This is a genomic window from Paenibacillus xylanexedens, from assembly GCF_007676705.1.
GTDB lineage: Bacteria > Bacillota > Bacilli > Paenibacillales > Paenibacillaceae > Paenibacillus > Paenibacillus xylanexedens_C.
On the sequence record NZ_VEBF01000002.1, the window covers coordinates 324069 to 340503 of the forward strand.

Annotated in this window: 15 protein-coding genes and 1 riboswitch; of the genes, 8 read left to right on the plus strand and 7 right to left on the minus strand. The window is 45.5% G+C overall.

Annotated features, from left to right (window positions below):
* Positions 1-284 precede the first annotated feature (284 nt).
* Positions 285-1214 carry an L-lactate dehydrogenase gene (locus tag FS628_RS11365; protein WP_017688122.1) on the plus strand — a complete coding sequence of 310 codons (930 nt, stop codon included), beginning with the start codon at positions 285-287 and terminating at the stop codon, positions 1212-1214.
* 393 nt (positions 1215-1607) lie between these two features.
* On the opposite strand, the gene FS628_RS11370 is transcribed toward FS628_RS11365, so the two are convergent.
* From FS628_RS11370 to FS628_RS11395, 6 genes are all read right to left on the minus strand, one after another.
* Positions 1608-2822: a chromate transporter gene (locus tag FS628_RS11370; RefSeq protein ID WP_145321970.1), complete on the minus strand. Its 1215-nt coding sequence runs from the start codon at positions 2820-2822 to the stop codon at positions 1608-1610.
* A gap of 38 nt (positions 2823-2860) precedes the next feature.
* The gene (locus FS628_RS11375) at positions 2861-3784 is read right to left on the minus strand and encodes a tyrosine-type recombinase/integrase (protein ID WP_145321972.1); all 924 of its coding nucleotides are present in this window, start codon (positions 3782-3784) and stop codon (positions 2861-2863) included.
* A 98-nt stretch (positions 3785-3882) separates the two neighbouring features.
* Positions 3883-4962 carry a hypothetical protein gene (locus FS628_RS11380; RefSeq protein ID WP_145321974.1) on the minus strand — a complete coding sequence of 360 codons (1080 nt, stop codon included), beginning with the start codon at positions 4960-4962 and terminating at the stop codon, positions 3883-3885.
* A gap of 261 nt (positions 4963-5223) precedes the next feature.
* The gene (locus tag FS628_RS11385) at positions 5224-6660 is read right to left on the minus strand and encodes an amino acid permease (RefSeq protein ID WP_260871012.1); all 1437 of its coding nucleotides are present in this window, start codon (positions 6658-6660) and stop codon (positions 5224-5226) included.
* A 481-nt stretch (positions 6661-7141) separates the two neighbouring features.
* Positions 7142-8509: an amidohydrolase family protein gene (locus FS628_RS11390; protein ID WP_440131277.1), complete on the minus strand. Its 1368-nt coding sequence runs from the start codon at positions 8507-8509 to the stop codon at positions 7142-7144.
* Positions 8510-8629: 120 nt separating this feature from the next.
* Positions 8630-9181 carry a CGNR zinc finger domain-containing protein gene (locus FS628_RS11395; protein WP_145321978.1) on the minus strand — a complete coding sequence of 184 codons (552 nt, stop codon included), beginning with the start codon at positions 9179-9181 and terminating at the stop codon, positions 8630-8632.
* A 141-nt stretch (positions 9182-9322) separates the two neighbouring features.
* Here FS628_RS11395 and FS628_RS11400 point away from each other — a divergent pair, with 141 nt between their 5' ends.
* From FS628_RS11400 to FS628_RS11430, 7 genes are all read left to right on the plus strand, one after another.
* On the plus strand, positions 9323-9823 hold the full coding sequence (locus FS628_RS11400) for a DinB family protein (RefSeq protein WP_145321980.1): 501 nt from the start codon (positions 9323-9325) through the stop codon (positions 9821-9823).
* Between the two features lie 84 nt (positions 9824-9907).
* A riboswitch (FMN riboswitch) is annotated at positions 9908-10061 on the plus strand.
* Positions 10062-10205: 144 nt separating this feature from the next.
* Positions 10206-11186: a DMT family transporter gene (locus tag FS628_RS11405; protein WP_145321982.1), complete on the plus strand. Its 981-nt coding sequence runs from the start codon at positions 10206-10208 to the stop codon at positions 11184-11186.
* Between the two features lie 190 nt (positions 11187-11376).
* Complete coding sequence (locus FS628_RS11410) at positions 11377-12873, plus strand: amidase (RefSeq protein ID WP_145321984.1); 1497 nt, start codon at positions 11377-11379, stop codon at positions 12871-12873.
* 212 nt (positions 12874-13085) lie between these two features.
* Positions 13086-13598: a DUF3231 family protein gene (locus tag FS628_RS11415; protein WP_145321985.1), complete on the plus strand. Its 513-nt coding sequence runs from the start codon at positions 13086-13088 to the stop codon at positions 13596-13598.
* 175 nt (positions 13599-13773) lie between these two features.
* Positions 13774-14613, plus strand: a complete 840-nt coding sequence (locus tag FS628_RS11420) for a manganese catalase family protein (protein WP_145321987.1) — start codon at positions 13774-13776, stop codon at positions 14611-14613.
* A gap of 105 nt (positions 14614-14718) precedes the next feature.
* A complete protein-coding gene (locus FS628_RS11425; RefSeq protein WP_145324094.1) occupies positions 14719-14910 on the plus strand; it encodes a spore coat protein in 192 nt (63 codons plus the stop codon).
* Between the two features lie 13 nt (positions 14911-14923).
* Positions 14924-15235 carry a spore coat protein gene (locus FS628_RS11430; protein WP_145321989.1) on the plus strand — a complete coding sequence of 104 codons (312 nt, stop codon included), beginning with the start codon at positions 14924-14926 and terminating at the stop codon, positions 15233-15235.
* Between the two features lie 78 nt (positions 15236-15313).
* Here FS628_RS11430 and FS628_RS11435 read toward each other — a convergent pair whose 3' ends face one another.
* On the minus strand, positions 15314-16420 hold the full coding sequence (locus tag FS628_RS11435) for a GerAB/ArcD/ProY family transporter (RefSeq protein ID WP_145321991.1): 1107 nt from the start codon (positions 16418-16420) through the stop codon (positions 15314-15316).
* Positions 16421-16435: the final 15 nt, after the last annotated feature.

Below are 16435 nucleotides of genomic sequence, written 5' to 3' on the forward strand. Positions count from 1 at the left end.
GTTCCACCTCTCTCATCCAATATACAGGCGCGCATGCCTGTCCTATGGCGTTTTATTTACGATTCATCAGAATCCACTGCTCCTATTCTACCACAAACCATGTGTAAAAGGCTCATTGCCCACTCATAGCCTGCGCTTCATCCCTTTTCATCCTATTATGTTTTTCGACGGAATAATTGGTAAAAAGACATGAAATGTGAACTATTTTATAGACAACACTCGCTTTATGTTCTCTAATCCCTTAATATGGATGGGAGTATAACCCAAAAGGAGTGGATATGAACATGACAAACAGTGCAGCTCTGAAACCAAGTCGTGTCGTGATTGTAGGCATGGGTGCGGTGGGAACAACAACGGGATACACGCTAATGTTGAGACAGCGTTCGTCCGAGTTGGTATTTGTGGATGTGAATCATGATAAGGCAACCGGCGAAATGCTGGATATGAACCACGGTCTTCCGTTTACGGGTGGCGTGAAAGTGTGGGCTGGCGATTACTCCGACTGCAAAGATGCGGATATCATTATTATTACAGCGGGTGCCTCCCAGAAACCAGGCGAGACCCGGATTGATCTGCTGAAGAAAAATGCAAGCATTTTCAAAGATATTATTGAGCGTATTACTGAAGTGAATTCTCATGGTATTTTGCTGATTGCGACCAATCCTGTAGATATTCTGTCCTATACTTCATGGAAACAAAGCGGATGGCCTGCTTCCCGTGTGATCGGTTCGGGTACATTGCTTGATAGCGCACGTTTCCGTTACCTGATTGGTAAAAATAAAGGAATCGATCCGCGTAGTATTCACGCCCACATTATTGGTGAGCATGGCGATTCCGAAGTTCCGGTATGGAGCCTGGCTAACGTTGCAGGAACAGATCTGGAACTGGATGAAGAAACACAACAGGATATCTTCGACCGTACCAAAAATGCAGCGTATGAGATTATTAATGCCAAAGGCGCGACTTCCTATGCAATCGCTCTTGCTCTGGACCGCATTGTAGCTGCAATTCTCGGCAACGAAGGCTCCGTTCTGAACGTGTCGACGTTCCTTGAAGATTACAATGGCGTCTCGGATGTCTACTTGGGCGTTCCATGTGTGGTAGACCGCAACGGTGTGCGTGAAATTCTCCCTCTTCCGTTGAATGAAACCGAGAAGGTGGCTTTCCAGGCATCTGCTAACAAATTAAAAGAACAGATCGCTGGACTGGAATAATCCAACCAAGCAATCATTCATGTCGTGAACAATTCAGCACGTTAAACGTTGTTCATTAAGATATTTTTCATAGCCAAAAGGGCCATTTGTTTCTTCTAGAGAGAAGAGACGGATGGTCCTTTTGGCTATGATATTCAGATTACTATTCTCATGGGAAGATGGATTTAAGATTTCATTTAAAGCATGTTCAATCTATTGGTTTACATAATAAATATTACGTAATATTTATTTTCTTTTTGTAACATTATTCTATATTTCTGTTATTTCCTTTTTTCAACTTATCTTTTAATAAATAACTGGAAATGTATGAAGAGTCCAAATAGTTCACAAAAAAGAGAGGATGAATCCTTGGATTCTACCCTCTCTTTCCTTTTTCGAGACCTCTCGGCCACCCTAAATGGACTCTATTAGCATACCTCCGACAATCCCTGCTACAACAATGACCCAGGGTGGACATTTCCAGAAGGTAAGCATGATAAACAATATGCTTAGTAACGAGAAATCAGCTGGGGTGATGATCGCTGTCGTCCACAATGGTTGATATAGCGCAGCCAGCAAAATGCCTACAACGGCTGCATTGACCCCAGTCAGAGCTCCTTGAATATGCGGATTTTTACGCAGAGCACTCCAGAAAGGCAGCGTTCCGATGATGAGTAAAAAGGCGGGCAAAAAAATCGCTATAGTAGCAACGATTGCACCTGTAATCCCCATTGTTATGGCACCAAGATAAGAAGCAAACGTAAAAAGTGGACCTGGCACAGCTTGAGTAGCTCCATAACCAGCCAGAAAATCATCTTTGCTTAACAACCCTCTGGGTACCAATTCCTGTTCCAGTAGAGGTAGAACGACATGTCCTCCACCAAATACCAGTGAACCCGATCGATACATATAATCGAATAAGGATAACCACTCGACCCCCGTAACTTGACGCAATACCGGGAGTGCCATAAAGAGGCCGAAAAAGGTGATCAAACACAGCACGGCAACGGTTCGGCTTATCGGAACTACAAGATCAGGAACCTCTGAAGCGGGTGATTTTCGATAGAGCCACCACCCAACTAATCCTGCTAACAGAATGAGTACCACTTGACTGTATATGGCTGTCCATAATAAAGCAACAGCAGCTGTTATTACAGCAAGTGTAACTCTCACTTTATCAGGTGTGAGTTTCTGTCCCATTCCAAGGATCGCATGAGCAACAATAGCTACAGCTACAATTTTCAATCCGCTAAGCCATCCGGCGTTGCCGATATCATATCCTTTTAATAGGAAAGCGAATATCACCAAAGCAATCACGGATGGAAGCGTAAATCCGATCCAGGCGATAAGCCCTCCAGTAATACCAGCACGAATGATGCCAATGCCCATGCCAACCTGGCTACTCGCCGGTCCAGGGAGGAACTGACACAGCCCCACAAGATCCGCATAGCTTCGCTCATCCATCCATTTCCTTTTGCGTATATATTCATTGTGAAAGTAACCCAAGTGTGCAGTCGGTCCCCCAAAGGACGTTAAGCCGAGCTTTGTTGATACCAAGAACACCTCCCATAGGGAGTGTATTCTCGAAGGTGGGGTATCTGGCACCAAACTCTGCTTCTCCTCTTCCATACTGATGCATCTCTCCTAATCATGAAGTAGTTGTGTCATCACCTTGCGTTCGGAAGTTTAACGTCCAGCAAAGCCATAGCCTCTTCTTTCTCCCTACTGGTGACGTGAGTGTAAACGGTTGTCGTTTGAATCGACGCGTGACCAAGCAGCTCCTGCACCGTACGCAAGTCGGCTCCACGCCGTAACATCATGGTTGCGAAGGAGTGACGCAGCTTATGACTTGAATAGTTTTGGCGTTGATTAGCTGGTGATTCCTGCTGGAAGCGATCAAAGGTCTCGGTCGATATAAGCTGGATGCTACGAATCGAAAGTCTCTTCCCTTTTTGCGAGACAAATAACGCTTCCTCTTTCGGCCGCCAAGGGTCCAATCGCTCAGCCATAGCTTGAGATAACACGTCTGCCACGGTTTCCGGTACAGGAAGTGAACGCCACTTCCGGCCTTTACCGAAGACATCTAGTGTACGCCGCTCCGCATTATAGTCTTTGCAATTCAAGGCATGCACTTCTCCCACCCGTAATCCCATATACCCCATCAGTAGAAAAACAGCCAGATTGCGTGTCCGATACTTGCCATCTACCGACTCCAGAAAACGCGTTAGGCCATTTTCATCGAGGAAAACCGGTGCACGGTTTTTCTCGGTTTTGGATTTCTTAATCCCAAAAGCCGGATTATTCGTTAATACTTCAAGTTCAATGAGGGACTTGTAAAAACAGTTCACCGCCGCATGTTTGCGATTTCTCGTGGCATCACTAACCCCACGCTCCCGGGCACGGGATAGAAAAGACAACACATGCAGCTTTTTGACCTGCTCCAATGACTTGCCTTGAATGGAGACCAGGAATTCTACCACGTCACCTGTGTATGATTTTACAGTATGTCCTGTATATCCGGCGTCCTTCATCCATATGTGAAAAGCTTCAAGCTCGTCCGCATATTGCTCCTGGATCTCCTCGGTTATCATCTGTCTACGTCACCTCGATTCAGTTCTTTATAAGTTGACTAAATTTTTTACACTGACACTGCGATGACAGAACAAGCTTACTAAGCTGAACAGAGAACTTATTCCTCATCCACTATAACAACGTCAATCAGCGGAATAATCGCCTCGGGCTTGCCCTGACTGCGGGTAAGTACAAACGATGGCAATGGATTCTCGTGCAGCCCATTCACGGATTCACAGATCTGAGTATACAAATTCATATGCAACGTCTCGCCTTCACCCGCCACATCAATAACAGGCCAATCGTTCTGAACACAGGCAGGCCAATAAGCCAGTTCGTTCGCCGGTACGATACTTAACTGCTGAATGGATGGATCAATATGGTAGATACCTTTCCGTTCAGGTTCATCGCCCAGCTTGTCCACGGCAAGCATTCGAGCGGATGGCTGGTCTGGTGCAGAATAGAGTGAGTAACACCAGGGAGTCACGCCCCAGGCGATCGCCATTAGACCTTCTTCCAGCAACGTATCCGACAGTTCCCCTTCAGCAAATTGTTCGATCAGATTATGGTTACCTGGTCCAATCAATTCCTCCACACGCTTAGCGAGCCGAGGCAGGTCAGCGAGAATGAAACCTCCTCTGCCATAGGAATCAAATACATGATGGTTCCTAGTCCATACAGGTTGAGATGGCAAAGCTAACGACGCTGTTTCTGCCGGGAAAAGTGATATATATACGGTGATAACCTGCGCATACTTAACCATTGCAAGTTGTTCAGGTTCGAGCGCACCCTCAGCAATACGAGGTGTTTTCATATGCAGAGAGATTCGAAGTTCGTATTCCCCTTCTGCCAATGCTGACCAACCCAGATTAACAGGCTGTTCCACGCCTTCGATAGAAGCAATCGAAATCGTGCTATCCTTTTTCAGGTCAACAGCATATTGTACATATGCCAGCTCCTGACCATAGATGATATTGGCATCTTGACGATCGACGGGTGATTCTAACGGTTGTGCAATGACAGATACTTTACGACCATCCTTCATGAGACGCTGCGGATCAATATCCAACTGTAGGTCATCTGCACCTCCTGGTTGTGAAACAAGTAATTTCGCCTCTGCTAGTACGGATGAGTCAGCTAGTGCAAATCCAAAAGCTGCATTTTGATGATCTGAATTCGTATGTAATGGTGTGTTCATGATACATCCCCTCTCTTATGTCTGATGGCATGTCACAACCCCAAATATATTTCATATTTGGCTTAGCCGCAACCCCGGCTCCTTAATTATATCGGTACATACCCCTTATTACTTACCCATATAAGAAGAAAATTCCAACCTTCCTCTGCTGTTATCCCCCTTATCTTTCTATATAAAAAAATTTCCCCATCCCGCCTCGCCTGAGCGATACGAAATGAGGAAAATGGATAATATTCTCGGATGAAGATGTTCTCGTCTTGTCTACTTATCCTTCGATCGGAAAGCACTGGAGATCCGGCGTGCCGGATTTAGATGACTGTAATGACGTCCATACGCAAAGTAGATGATCAATCCGATGATCAACCAAGCAAAGAATGTAATCCATGTCAGCGCTGCAAGGCGTGTCATCAAGTATACACAACCCAAGGCACTCAGGATTGGAATCAGTGGCACGAGTGGAACGCGGAAGCCGCGTTTGAGATCCGGGTTATTTTTGCGCAACACGATAATGCCCAGACTTACGACTGCAAAAGCAAACAACGTTCCGATGTTCGTGAGCTCCGCCAGATGTCCCAGTGAGATGAACCCGGAGAACAGAGCCACAATAATGCCTGCAACCCATGTTCCAACCGCTGGTGTTTGGCTATTACCACTAATTTTGGAGAAGACCGGAGACAGCAATCCGTCACGAGACATGGAATAGAGCAGACGTGTCTGACCATACATCATGACAAGCAATACCGTCGTAATACCCGTAATCGCTCCAAGGGACACAATCCATGACAATCCCTTCAATTGAACAAATTCAAATGCAAACGCCACCGGATCACTTACGTTCAACATGTTATACGGCACGATGCCTGTGAGGATCAACGATACAACGATGTAGAGAACCGTACAGATTGCCAGTGACGCGATGATGCCAATTGGCAAATCCCGTTGTGGCCGCTTAACCTCTTCTGCCGCAGTGGAGACCGCATCAAATCCGATGTAGGCAAAAAATACTGTCGCTGCTCCTGCAGTTACACCGGAGATGCCAAAAGGCAAGAAAGGCTGCCAGTTGGTTGGCTCTACATAGAAGACACCTACACCAATGAAGATCAATACCACGATAATTTTAATCGCTACCATGATGCCGTTCGCACGAGCCGCTTCTTTCACCCCTCGGGTGAGCAAGAAAGTAATGATTAGAGTAATGACCGCAGCCGTGATGTCAAAATAGGTTCCCTTTTCCCGGCTGAACGCACTCGTTAGCGCATGGGGTAACTCCAAGCTGAATCCGGATAATAACGTTTGAAAATAGCCTGACCATCCGCTGGCTACCGCCGCACTCGCGAATCCATATTCCAATATCAGATCCCATCCCAGAATCCAAGCAATCACTTCGCCAAATGCCGTATAACTGTACGTGTACGCACTACCCGATGCCGGTATGCTTGATGCAAATTCCGAGTAACATAATGCCGCGAATGCACATATGATACCTGCCAGCAAAAAGGACAGTACAAGTCCCGGGCCAGCATACGTTGCAGCAGCTACTCCCGTCAGCACGAAAATCCCTGTACCAATTATGGCACCTACCCCGAGTGTGGTTAAGTCCAATGGACCAAGCGCCCGTTTCAACGCACTGTTGTTATCACCCCCAGAGGCAATTGGTTTTTTACGAAATAATGAAGATCGCGGTTCGTTGTTACGCATGGTCATGTTCCTCTCGTCATGAATCTTGAATGTGTTATGGATGTAAATGGAGATTGGATGGTTTTCCATCTGTTCTATGAGAAAGTCATTTGTTCTATCTTATCGATCACCTATAAAAACCTAGCGAATTCTACACGTTATCGCGTTGCTTGGTTAAATTTATTTTGAGAGATCACTTATTTTGTTCTTTTTTCGCGAATATTATCATGATCTGTTGCACGTGGATGAATATGAAAATGGATTTAAAACAAAACTGCGTATAATTTATATTATGCGCAGTTTTTATGAGTCTTAATTTCTAAGAATAAGCTCCTTAATTCTCTGTTATATGAAGTCAAGCAAATGAGAGCTCTTTTCGTCTTTTTCCGCTGTCCCTTTCTACCTTATCCTGTCTAATTCGACGATACGAAGGCACGTTAAAGAGCCACATAGCTTATGCGGCCCTTCATTTCGTAATATTTGTGGTGTATGTGAGAACAATTCACGAAAAAGTAATTCTCTCCGCGTCTGACATCCGGTATTGGGATAACAAATAATCTTTGCTCTGCATCGCAGTACGGCGGATTGCATCCAGATCAACATGCAACAGTTTGCCCTCTCGCTTCACGAGCCTGCCTGCCACAAACACCGTATCCACATTGGATGGATTGGCAAATTGCACGACAGCACCGATCGGATCATGAACGGGGAACAGATTCAGATCGGTGGTACGAATCATGATCAGATCTGCTTCCTTTCCTGGGGTCAGCGTTCCAACCTTCTGCTCTAGTCCCAATGCTTGAGCACCAGCTGAAGTTGCAAATCTCAGTACTTGGCTGGACTGCAAATTCAACTCACCAGGCATCTCACCCTGCTGCAGAAGTTGTTCATTGGCTCTAGATCGTTCCGCCTGAAGTGCAAACTTCATCTGGGAAAACATATCTCCGCCTGTGGACGTCACCACATCTACACCAAGTGTAGGTGTTCCTCCATGTTCGAGAAAATAGCCAGTTGCCGGATATCCATGTCCCATCATCATTTCAACCTCAGGTGTGACCGACAGAGAAGCGCCGCTATCGGCCAACATTTTATATTCATCCATGCCCATGGTGTTACCATGAACGATATTCACTCGTGGACTTAACAGCCCTGCTTCATACAAGTGACTAATGGAACGATCCACCGATCCCCAACTACCAAATCCGGCATGCATGGAACAGATTGCATCCAGTTCTTGGGCCAGCTCGATCTCCTTCACCGTTGTATCCCAATGACTGAACTCCGGACCACGAATGGCAAGTCCATAGGTAAGCAATTGATCCCGTGATGAAAAATACCGTTCTTTGACCCTTCTCACATCATTCGAATACGTGAGTTGGCTATCCCTATTCCAGTAGTTCGTCTCACCAGGTACTCCATGAGCAAATACCGCCCGAATCCCAGCATCCTGAAGTCCACGAATCAATTCATCCGTGTGCTCGGGAGAATACGGCATGCTCCAATCCAACACTGTCGTCACTCCTGCGTTAAGCGCTTCCAAGGAACCGAGCAGATTGGCAATATAACTATCTTCTGGACGGAGCTTGCTTCCCATTGCACCATAATAGAGATTTTGCAAATAGACTGGCAACGACCAGTTGGTTCCCGCTGTTTTGACAAGTGATTCCCACACATGCCGATGCGTGTCCACCAGCCCAGGCATAATAATCATGGATGAAGCATCAATGACCTCCGCATCTGGAAGATCAAGGTTGGGCTGGACCGCCGTGATCAGTGAATCCTGAATCAGGACATCCGCCCTTTTATACTGTCCAATTCGAGCATCCATCGACAACACACAGCCATTTTTCAACAGATAACTTGTCCGCACAAGACACATCTCCCATCTTATTTGGTTTGAAAGACGATCATATTATGCATACGAATCCGAACGGCTTCTGACTGTTTTTTCGCTAGTATATATACATTATATAGTTATTGTTAATATTTATCAATTTTGGGTTTTTCGTTTCGCTCGAAATCTTCTGACCTTCATCAAGTTCCCGCACATCTTATCATCACAATACTTCTGTGTTCTGCTTCGGGTATCATCATAAAACATCCAGCGGCAATCCGAATTATCACAGATCCGAATCCTGCCCGCTTCTCCCTCCACCAAAGTCACAGCAAAATCAGCAGCTACCTCAGCCATAACCTGATGCCAATGAACTTCTGTCGGAACAAGTTGAATTTGTAATTCCTGATTCATTGAGGTCAATCTTCTTCTTATCGTTCCTGCTTCCATAACAGAGTTCAACCATTGTCTTTCCTCATCTGTTAATGATACTCCGGAAGAGAGTCGAGCTCCCAGGGTCAGTAATCCATCCCTGAAATTTCTGATCTCCAATTCATCCTCAAAGGATGCGGGTACAGGAGCTTGCAGCTTCCATCTAGCCAGAAAGTCTCGCTGCCAGTCTGCCTGCCCCAGCCTGTCCTCCGATCGATCTCCCCCACGCCAATCGTGATAATCACTGTTTACAAAATCGGTCCATAGTCTGTCCATATGTGCCTCCGTTTATGTAACCACCTTAAATCGAAAAAGATAGTTACACTCATTCGTTGTTGTGTTATATTAAGTGTAACCTCAATAAGCAATTTTAGCTAGTTACACCAACCATAATAGCATTCAAGGAGGAATAAAGGCATGACGAAAACTACAGCATTAGATGTGTTACTTATTCAAAAAGATGAAACCTGGGATCAGTGTAATTGGATTGTACCTTTGTCCAAATCCCTGGAAGGTCTTACAGCAGAACAAGCAGCCTGGATTCCGCCTTCAGGAGGATTAAGCATCTGGCAGTTGGTTAACCATATGTATTATTACAACCATCGCTTATTATGTCGCATGCAAGGTAAGGAACCCACCCTTCCCGCTGTAGAATCCAATGAATACACGTTTGGGAATTCTGGAGATGCAACGGACACAGAAGGATGGAATACACTGCAACAGGGTACAACTCGATTAGCTCAACAGTTGCGAGATCAATTGGCGGCGCTGCAGGAGTCAGATCTGGAAGCTACCTATATGGACTCTGAAGAGAAGTGGGCACACGAACTTGCCCGCTGGGTACTCCATGATGCGTATCACGCAGGTCAGATCGTGCTTCTTCGCAGACAGCAAGGGAGCTGGAATATCATTTTCTGAAAAAAATGCTTGAACTGCTAGCGCTTACAGGAATAAGATGAACTTATTAATGTTACAGCTTGTTCAACACACTATATAATTGAATAGGATCTTCGGGGTAGGGTGCAATTCCCAACCGGCGGTGATGTTCTTCGGAACCAGCCCGCGACTCGCTATTTGTTCTTAACGAAGGACATATAGCGACTGACTTGGTGTGAATCCAAGGCCGACGGTACAGTCCGGATGAGAGAAGATCAACACATTGACATGCCGTTCACGGGAAGGCCTCTTTCCTGACGCATGTCCTTGGATGAGCCCCCGTTTATTTGGTATATACCAAAACGGGGGCTTTTGTCGATTTTGCCAACTGAAGATTCCGTGTTCTGACGAAGGAGTCCTGAATATGGAAAAGACATCATCAGCATCAACGGTTTACCGCAAGGAACGAAGTAATACCGGATTCTGGCTTGTTGTTCTCGGCGCCGCCCTATGGGGTGTGGATCCACTCTTCCGCATTATTTTGCTTAATACAATGACATCCACGCAGATTGTACTGGTGGAGCATATCATCGTCAGTCTTATAGCCATTCCCGTGCTATGGAAATTCCGGGCGGATCTGAAGAACTTGCGCGCTCGCCACTGGATTGCCGTGATCTTTATCTCATGGGGTGGTTCAGCACTCGCAACGGTATTGTTCACCATGGCACTTACACATAACGATCCCAACACGGTACTTTTATTGCAAAAAATGCAGCCACTCTTCGCTATCGTTCTGGCTAAGCTGTTATTGAAAGAGACATTGCCTCGTCGCTTTGGCGGACTGTTCTTCATTGCACTTGCAGGAACATATTTGCTTACTTTCGGCTTTACACTGCCACTAGGTAACTGGGACAACTGGATTCATGCAGGTAGCCTCTTATCCCTTGGGGCTGCCGCCTTATGGGGAGGTTCAACCGTAATGGGCCGATTGATGCTGGGACAGGCGCGTTATGAAACTGTCACCTCTCTTCGCTTCGTCGTTGCTCTCCCGCTCCTGATCGTTATGACGTGGAACGAAGGTGCGGCATGGACATTTCCATCCGGAACGGGTGAACAGACTGCTGTTATCCTCAATATTCTCGGTCAGGCATTGTTACCAGGTTTGCTAAGTCTTCTGTTGTATTACAAAGGTCTGTCGTCAACCAAAGCATCTGTTGCAACACTCGCAGAACTTAGCTTCCCGATGGCGGGTGTGTTGGTGAACTGGATTGCTTTCCGTACACTGATTACATGGGAGCAGCTGCTTGGTTTTATCCTGATCTGGGTGGCCCTCTTCGCTATTTCCAGACAGCAGGAACGATCATCAACGGCGTCCGATGCGGCACCGAAGCTTCGTACAGAGTAAGTGGATGTTTTATTAAAGGTTTATCAAAGGATCAAATATAAACATGAAAGCACTGCACATCGAATTCGATGAGTAGTGCTTTTTTTCTCTTCATTACTCGATACTCGATCATTTTTGTCTTTTATCTATTCCGGTGGTACGATGACATATGGAATAACAGATGAACTATATTCAGAGAGGAACGATCATCATGTCTTCATTCTCATATACCTCCTACGATGCCGTAGGTTTGGCTGAACTGATCCGATCCCGGGAAGTATCTCCGGTTGAATTGCTGGAGGCGGCATTTGCACGTCTTGAAGAAGTAAATCCGCAGCTTAATGCAGTTATTCGTACATATGAAGCTCGTGCGCGGCAAGAAGCGGGCTTGGTTCGCCCTGGAGAACAACCTTTTGCCGGTGTTCCCCTGCTTCTGAAAGATATTTCCCAATCCTTGGAAGGTGAATTTCTGACCTCTGGCTCACGCCTGTTCAGCGAGCATCGTGCATTGCGCAGTTCTAATTTTGTCTCTCGACTGCGTGATGCAGGCTTTATCATTATAGGCCATACCAATACGCCAGAATTTGGTTTAAAAAATATTACCGAGCCCCGTCTTCATGGTCCAACTCGCAATCCATGGAATATCAATCACTCCCCAGGTGGGTCAAGTGGCGGCGCTGCCGCGGCAGTAGCTTCAGGGATTGTCCCGCTTGCCGGAGCCAGTGACGGAGGCGGTTCGATTCGTATCCCGGCTTCCTTTAGCGGCTTGTTTGGATTAAAACCAACGCGCGGACGGACACCTGTGGGGCCTGGAGTTGGTCGTCAATGGCAAGGCGCATCCATTGATTTTGCCCTGTCCCGCTCGGTTCGGGACAGCGCCGCCCTCCTCGATACTTTGCAAGTCATTCAGCCTGAAGCTGCGTTTCATGCTCCACTATTTCCAGGCAGTTACTTGGCAGATATGAGCTATCCTCATCAACGCAAACTGAAAATTGCGTACACAACAGATTCACCTGTAGGTACACCCGTCAGCGCAGAAGCCAAAGAATCTGTGCACAAACTCGTTCGCTGGTTGGAAGACCAAGGGCATCTTGTTGATGAAAAGCTGAGTCCGGTTAACGGAGTCCGGTTGATGGAGAACTACTATATGATGAACAGTGGAGAAATGGCGGCAATGATCTCTTCCATGGAACGTTCCATGGGCCGAATTCTTACCTCAGATGATATGGAGATTGAATCCTGGGTTCTGGCTGAAGCTGGCAAAAAGGTGTCCGCTGCGGAATTCGTGCATAGTCTGGCTGAATGGGATGTAGCCGCTGCTCAGATGTCCACTTTGTTTGAGCGTTACGACTTCTACGTCACACCCGTTAATGCATTTTCTGCGCCCAAAATTGGAGAGTTAACACCTCATGATGAACAGATCCGTAACCTGATGCGCATCAGCGAACTGGACAAGACCCAGCAGCAACAACTCATCTATGAAATGTTTGAGCCAAGCCTTACGTATACTCCGTTCACCCAACTCGCGAATTTAACAGGCCAACCTGCGATTAGTGTGCCTCTTCATATGACACCAGAAGGTTTGCCAATGGGTGTTCAGGTGATGGCAACCAAGGGACGTGAAGATTGGTTATTACATCTGGCTGGACAGCTTGAAAAGTCAGAATTATGGATCGGGATGAATGGTAACCCACTTTTTCCAGTCTAAAAATATATGTTGCACTCCCACCAGCAGACCTGTTCTGCTGGTTTTTCCTTTTTGAATAACAAGATAAAATAGTTTAGCTTCGTTTTGGTTTACATAATAAATATGATGTTAATCTATATAACACCCTCCATTCCCTGTTCAGTGCATAATTTTATAGAATACAGGCGATCATAAGTTGGTGGTAAATTAACATACTGGAGGGAAATCAAATCATGGGTATTCTAAGTGGCAACCCCAAGAACGAGCCGATGCATTATGGTGAAATCTTTAGTGTATGGCAATGTTCCACAATAGCCAAAGGCGCTGTGTCTTGCTATCAAGCTTATATGAGTCATGCAGGAGATAAAGATTTAAAGAAAATCTTGGAAGATCTGCTGGACCAAGCCAAACTCGAAATTAAAGAATGCGATACACTATTGACTGAAAATGGTATTGCCCCTGCACCAACACTGCCGGAAAGACCACATGTTGAGTTTGAGGATATCCCGGCTGGCGGAAGATTCACAGATCCTGAGATTGCTGCAAAAGTAACAGCCGATACCGCCATGGGTCTGGTTGCTGCAAGCCAAACGATTGGGCAATCGATCAGAGAAGATATTGGCGCGCTATTTGCTAAATATCATGCAACCAAAACAGCTCTAGGCCTCCGAATTCTTCAAATGAACAAAGAAAAAGGCTGGCTCATTCCCCCACCGCTTCAAGTCAAAAGACCGGATTCAGAATAGAGTTCATTGGACGACGTCTAACCATATGTTGTAGTGAAATGATGAGACAAGGCAGGAGAAGCTTCCATTCTCCTGCTTTGTCTTTTTGTTGTTTTGTTGTTTAATTTCCAATAGACAGGTTAATAAAATTTTGAATTTATCAGAATTTTAAGACATCTTTATTGGAGGGATTCACATGTTTCGACATCAGAAAGAGTTGCAATTTGAAGTCAAAGTAGATCGTCCCGATCCCGTGCTTGCACGTCAGGTTCAAGAAGTGTTGGGAGGACAATTTGGCGAAATGACCGTCATGATGCAGTACCTTTTTCAGGGATTTAATTGCCGAGGTGAAGAGAAATATAAAGATATGCTCATGGATATTGGCACCGAAGAAATTGGACATGTCGAGATGCTCTGCTCATTGATCAGTCAGTTGCTGGATGGTGCTACTCCTGAGGAACAACAACAAGCCGCTGAGGATCCTGTGACAGCTGCAATTATGGGCGGTATTAATCCGCAACATCTGCTCGTCAGTGGTCTTGGTGGCTTACCAACCAACTCAAACGGTGTTCCGTGGAATGGTTCGTATATCGTGGCAAGTGGTAACTTGCTTGCAGACATGCGTTCTAATCTGCATGCCGAGAGTCAGGGTCGCCTTCAGGTAGCAAGACTGTACCATATGACAACAGATGAAGGCGTACGGGCTACTTTTCGTAAAATGTTAGCACGTGACCGTTATCACCAGTATCAATGGATGGCAGCTATTCAGGAACTGGAGGAAAAAAACGGAGTCGTTGTTCCAGCTTCTTTCCCTCCAGAAGCCGAGCAAGAATCTCAGCCGCAGGCCTATGAATTCTGGAATCTCTCCGAGGGAACTGAATCCGCCGAAGGTTTATGGGCTACAGGAAGTGCACCTGATGGAAGCGGAGACTATGTATATATCTCGAGCCCTGTTCCAAAGGGACAGATACATGAGCCCGTCAACCCTGCCACAGAACTTCACCACGACCTGGATACAAAAACAACAGACAAATAAAGTATTAATTTCTATTTTTTAAAATATTTTGAATTAATCCTGTTTATATGCTTTATAGCAGGGTACTAACATAATAGAATAATCAATTCTTGGAGGTGCTTAATGATGGCAACTAAGGAACTTGCATTACATGAGAAACTCGAAGTACATGAACTGCTAACCCTCAAAACTTCGTGTGCCACCAAAGCCGTAACGATGCTGGAACTCGTAAAAGACGACACACTAAAATCCTTAATCGAAGAAGATTTGGACAACTCTTCCAAAGCTATTGAGGGATTAAAATCCCTATTAAAATAAGGAGGTTGCTCTTATGACTACAACCAAAACGAAAGAAATGCTCGTTAAAGCCGTTGCTCCAATGGATGATTTGGCCATTGCCACCGATATGCTCCTCTCTGCTAAGTCAGCGGTACGTACCTATGCGATAGCTCTTACCGAAACTGCAACCCCCCGAGTTCGGAAAGTCCTTAAAGCTCAATTGGATACTGCAATCGAAACCCACCAAAAGATCGCAGACTATATGATCAAAAATGAGATGTATCATCCCTATAGTATAGAAGAGCAAGTTGAACACGATTTGCAGAAGTCAGACATGGCGTTAAAATTGTTGGATGATAACTAAGGGTTAACGCTTAAAAACGACTCAGTTTACGACTGAGTCGTTTTTTGATTCCAGAGCATATTGCACTCATATTTTCCACTAGTTTTTTTCGTTTTTCTGCATACCTTTCTTTCTCAATAGGATGACAACCAATAGTAAAACGGGTAAAAAGATCTGAAATACAGGAGAACTATAATTCAACGTGAATCCTCGCCCTATCTCAATATGTTCTGTAAATGTCGGTGATAAAAAAGACAACCCATATAGAACAAGCCCTACTGGAAACACCCATTTCCTATAGTTCGCTCCCGTTATTCTTTCGAGTCCAATCACGGCTCCATGGAAAAATGCAGCCATTTTAATACCCAATCCGAGGAAAAGGAGTAAAGTGAACAAGGCATCCATCCGTTCAAACACTTCAGTCAAATTGATTAACTGTACTGTCTCCAAAAGCGGGAGTGTACTATAGGCAGCAATCTGAGGACCCAAGACAAAAATGATAAGTTGATTGATAAATGTTAAAGCGAGAGCCGTTAGGATATAGGCGATGATCACCGCTCTATTAAGATTCCTGCCTTTCCGAGCATAGGGATAAAAGACCAGGAATAAGACAACCTGCCCAAATGGAAAGGATACGATCTCCGGAAAAGCAGCTTGAAAAATCGGCTTCCACCCATTCTCCATCACGGGCAAGGCCAGATCTGAGTGAAAAAGACCTGTCGTTGGGATTAAGAAACTGATTAACGCATAGCCCAGTGCCATGAGTGGAAACAGAATCATACACATGAGAAACAGTACACGATATCCATATCGTACGGTGTTGGATACAACGATAATGGTGATCATGCTGATGATCCACATCGACGTTCTGTTTAGTAAGGTCAATTCAGTGACTTCACTGATGTCACGTAGATTTCGTGAAGCTTCATAAGCAAAATAACCTACAAATGAAAGGCTTACGATTGTCCCTAATATTTTCCCCATATAGCGGCGACACAGTAGAAACAAATCCAATTCAGGTTCCTGATGATGAATAGCCAGATGAAGGAGTAGTAACACCAAGCCACCAGCAGCCCCGGCGAGCATGGCTAACCATGCATCCTGTTTGGCATCTCCACCTATCAGAAACAAGGTTGTACTGCCAACTTCAAATAAGGAAAGACAAACAGCCAATTCGGATACGCGAAGCTCCCTAGACAATTTCATGATTGAACCTCTCCT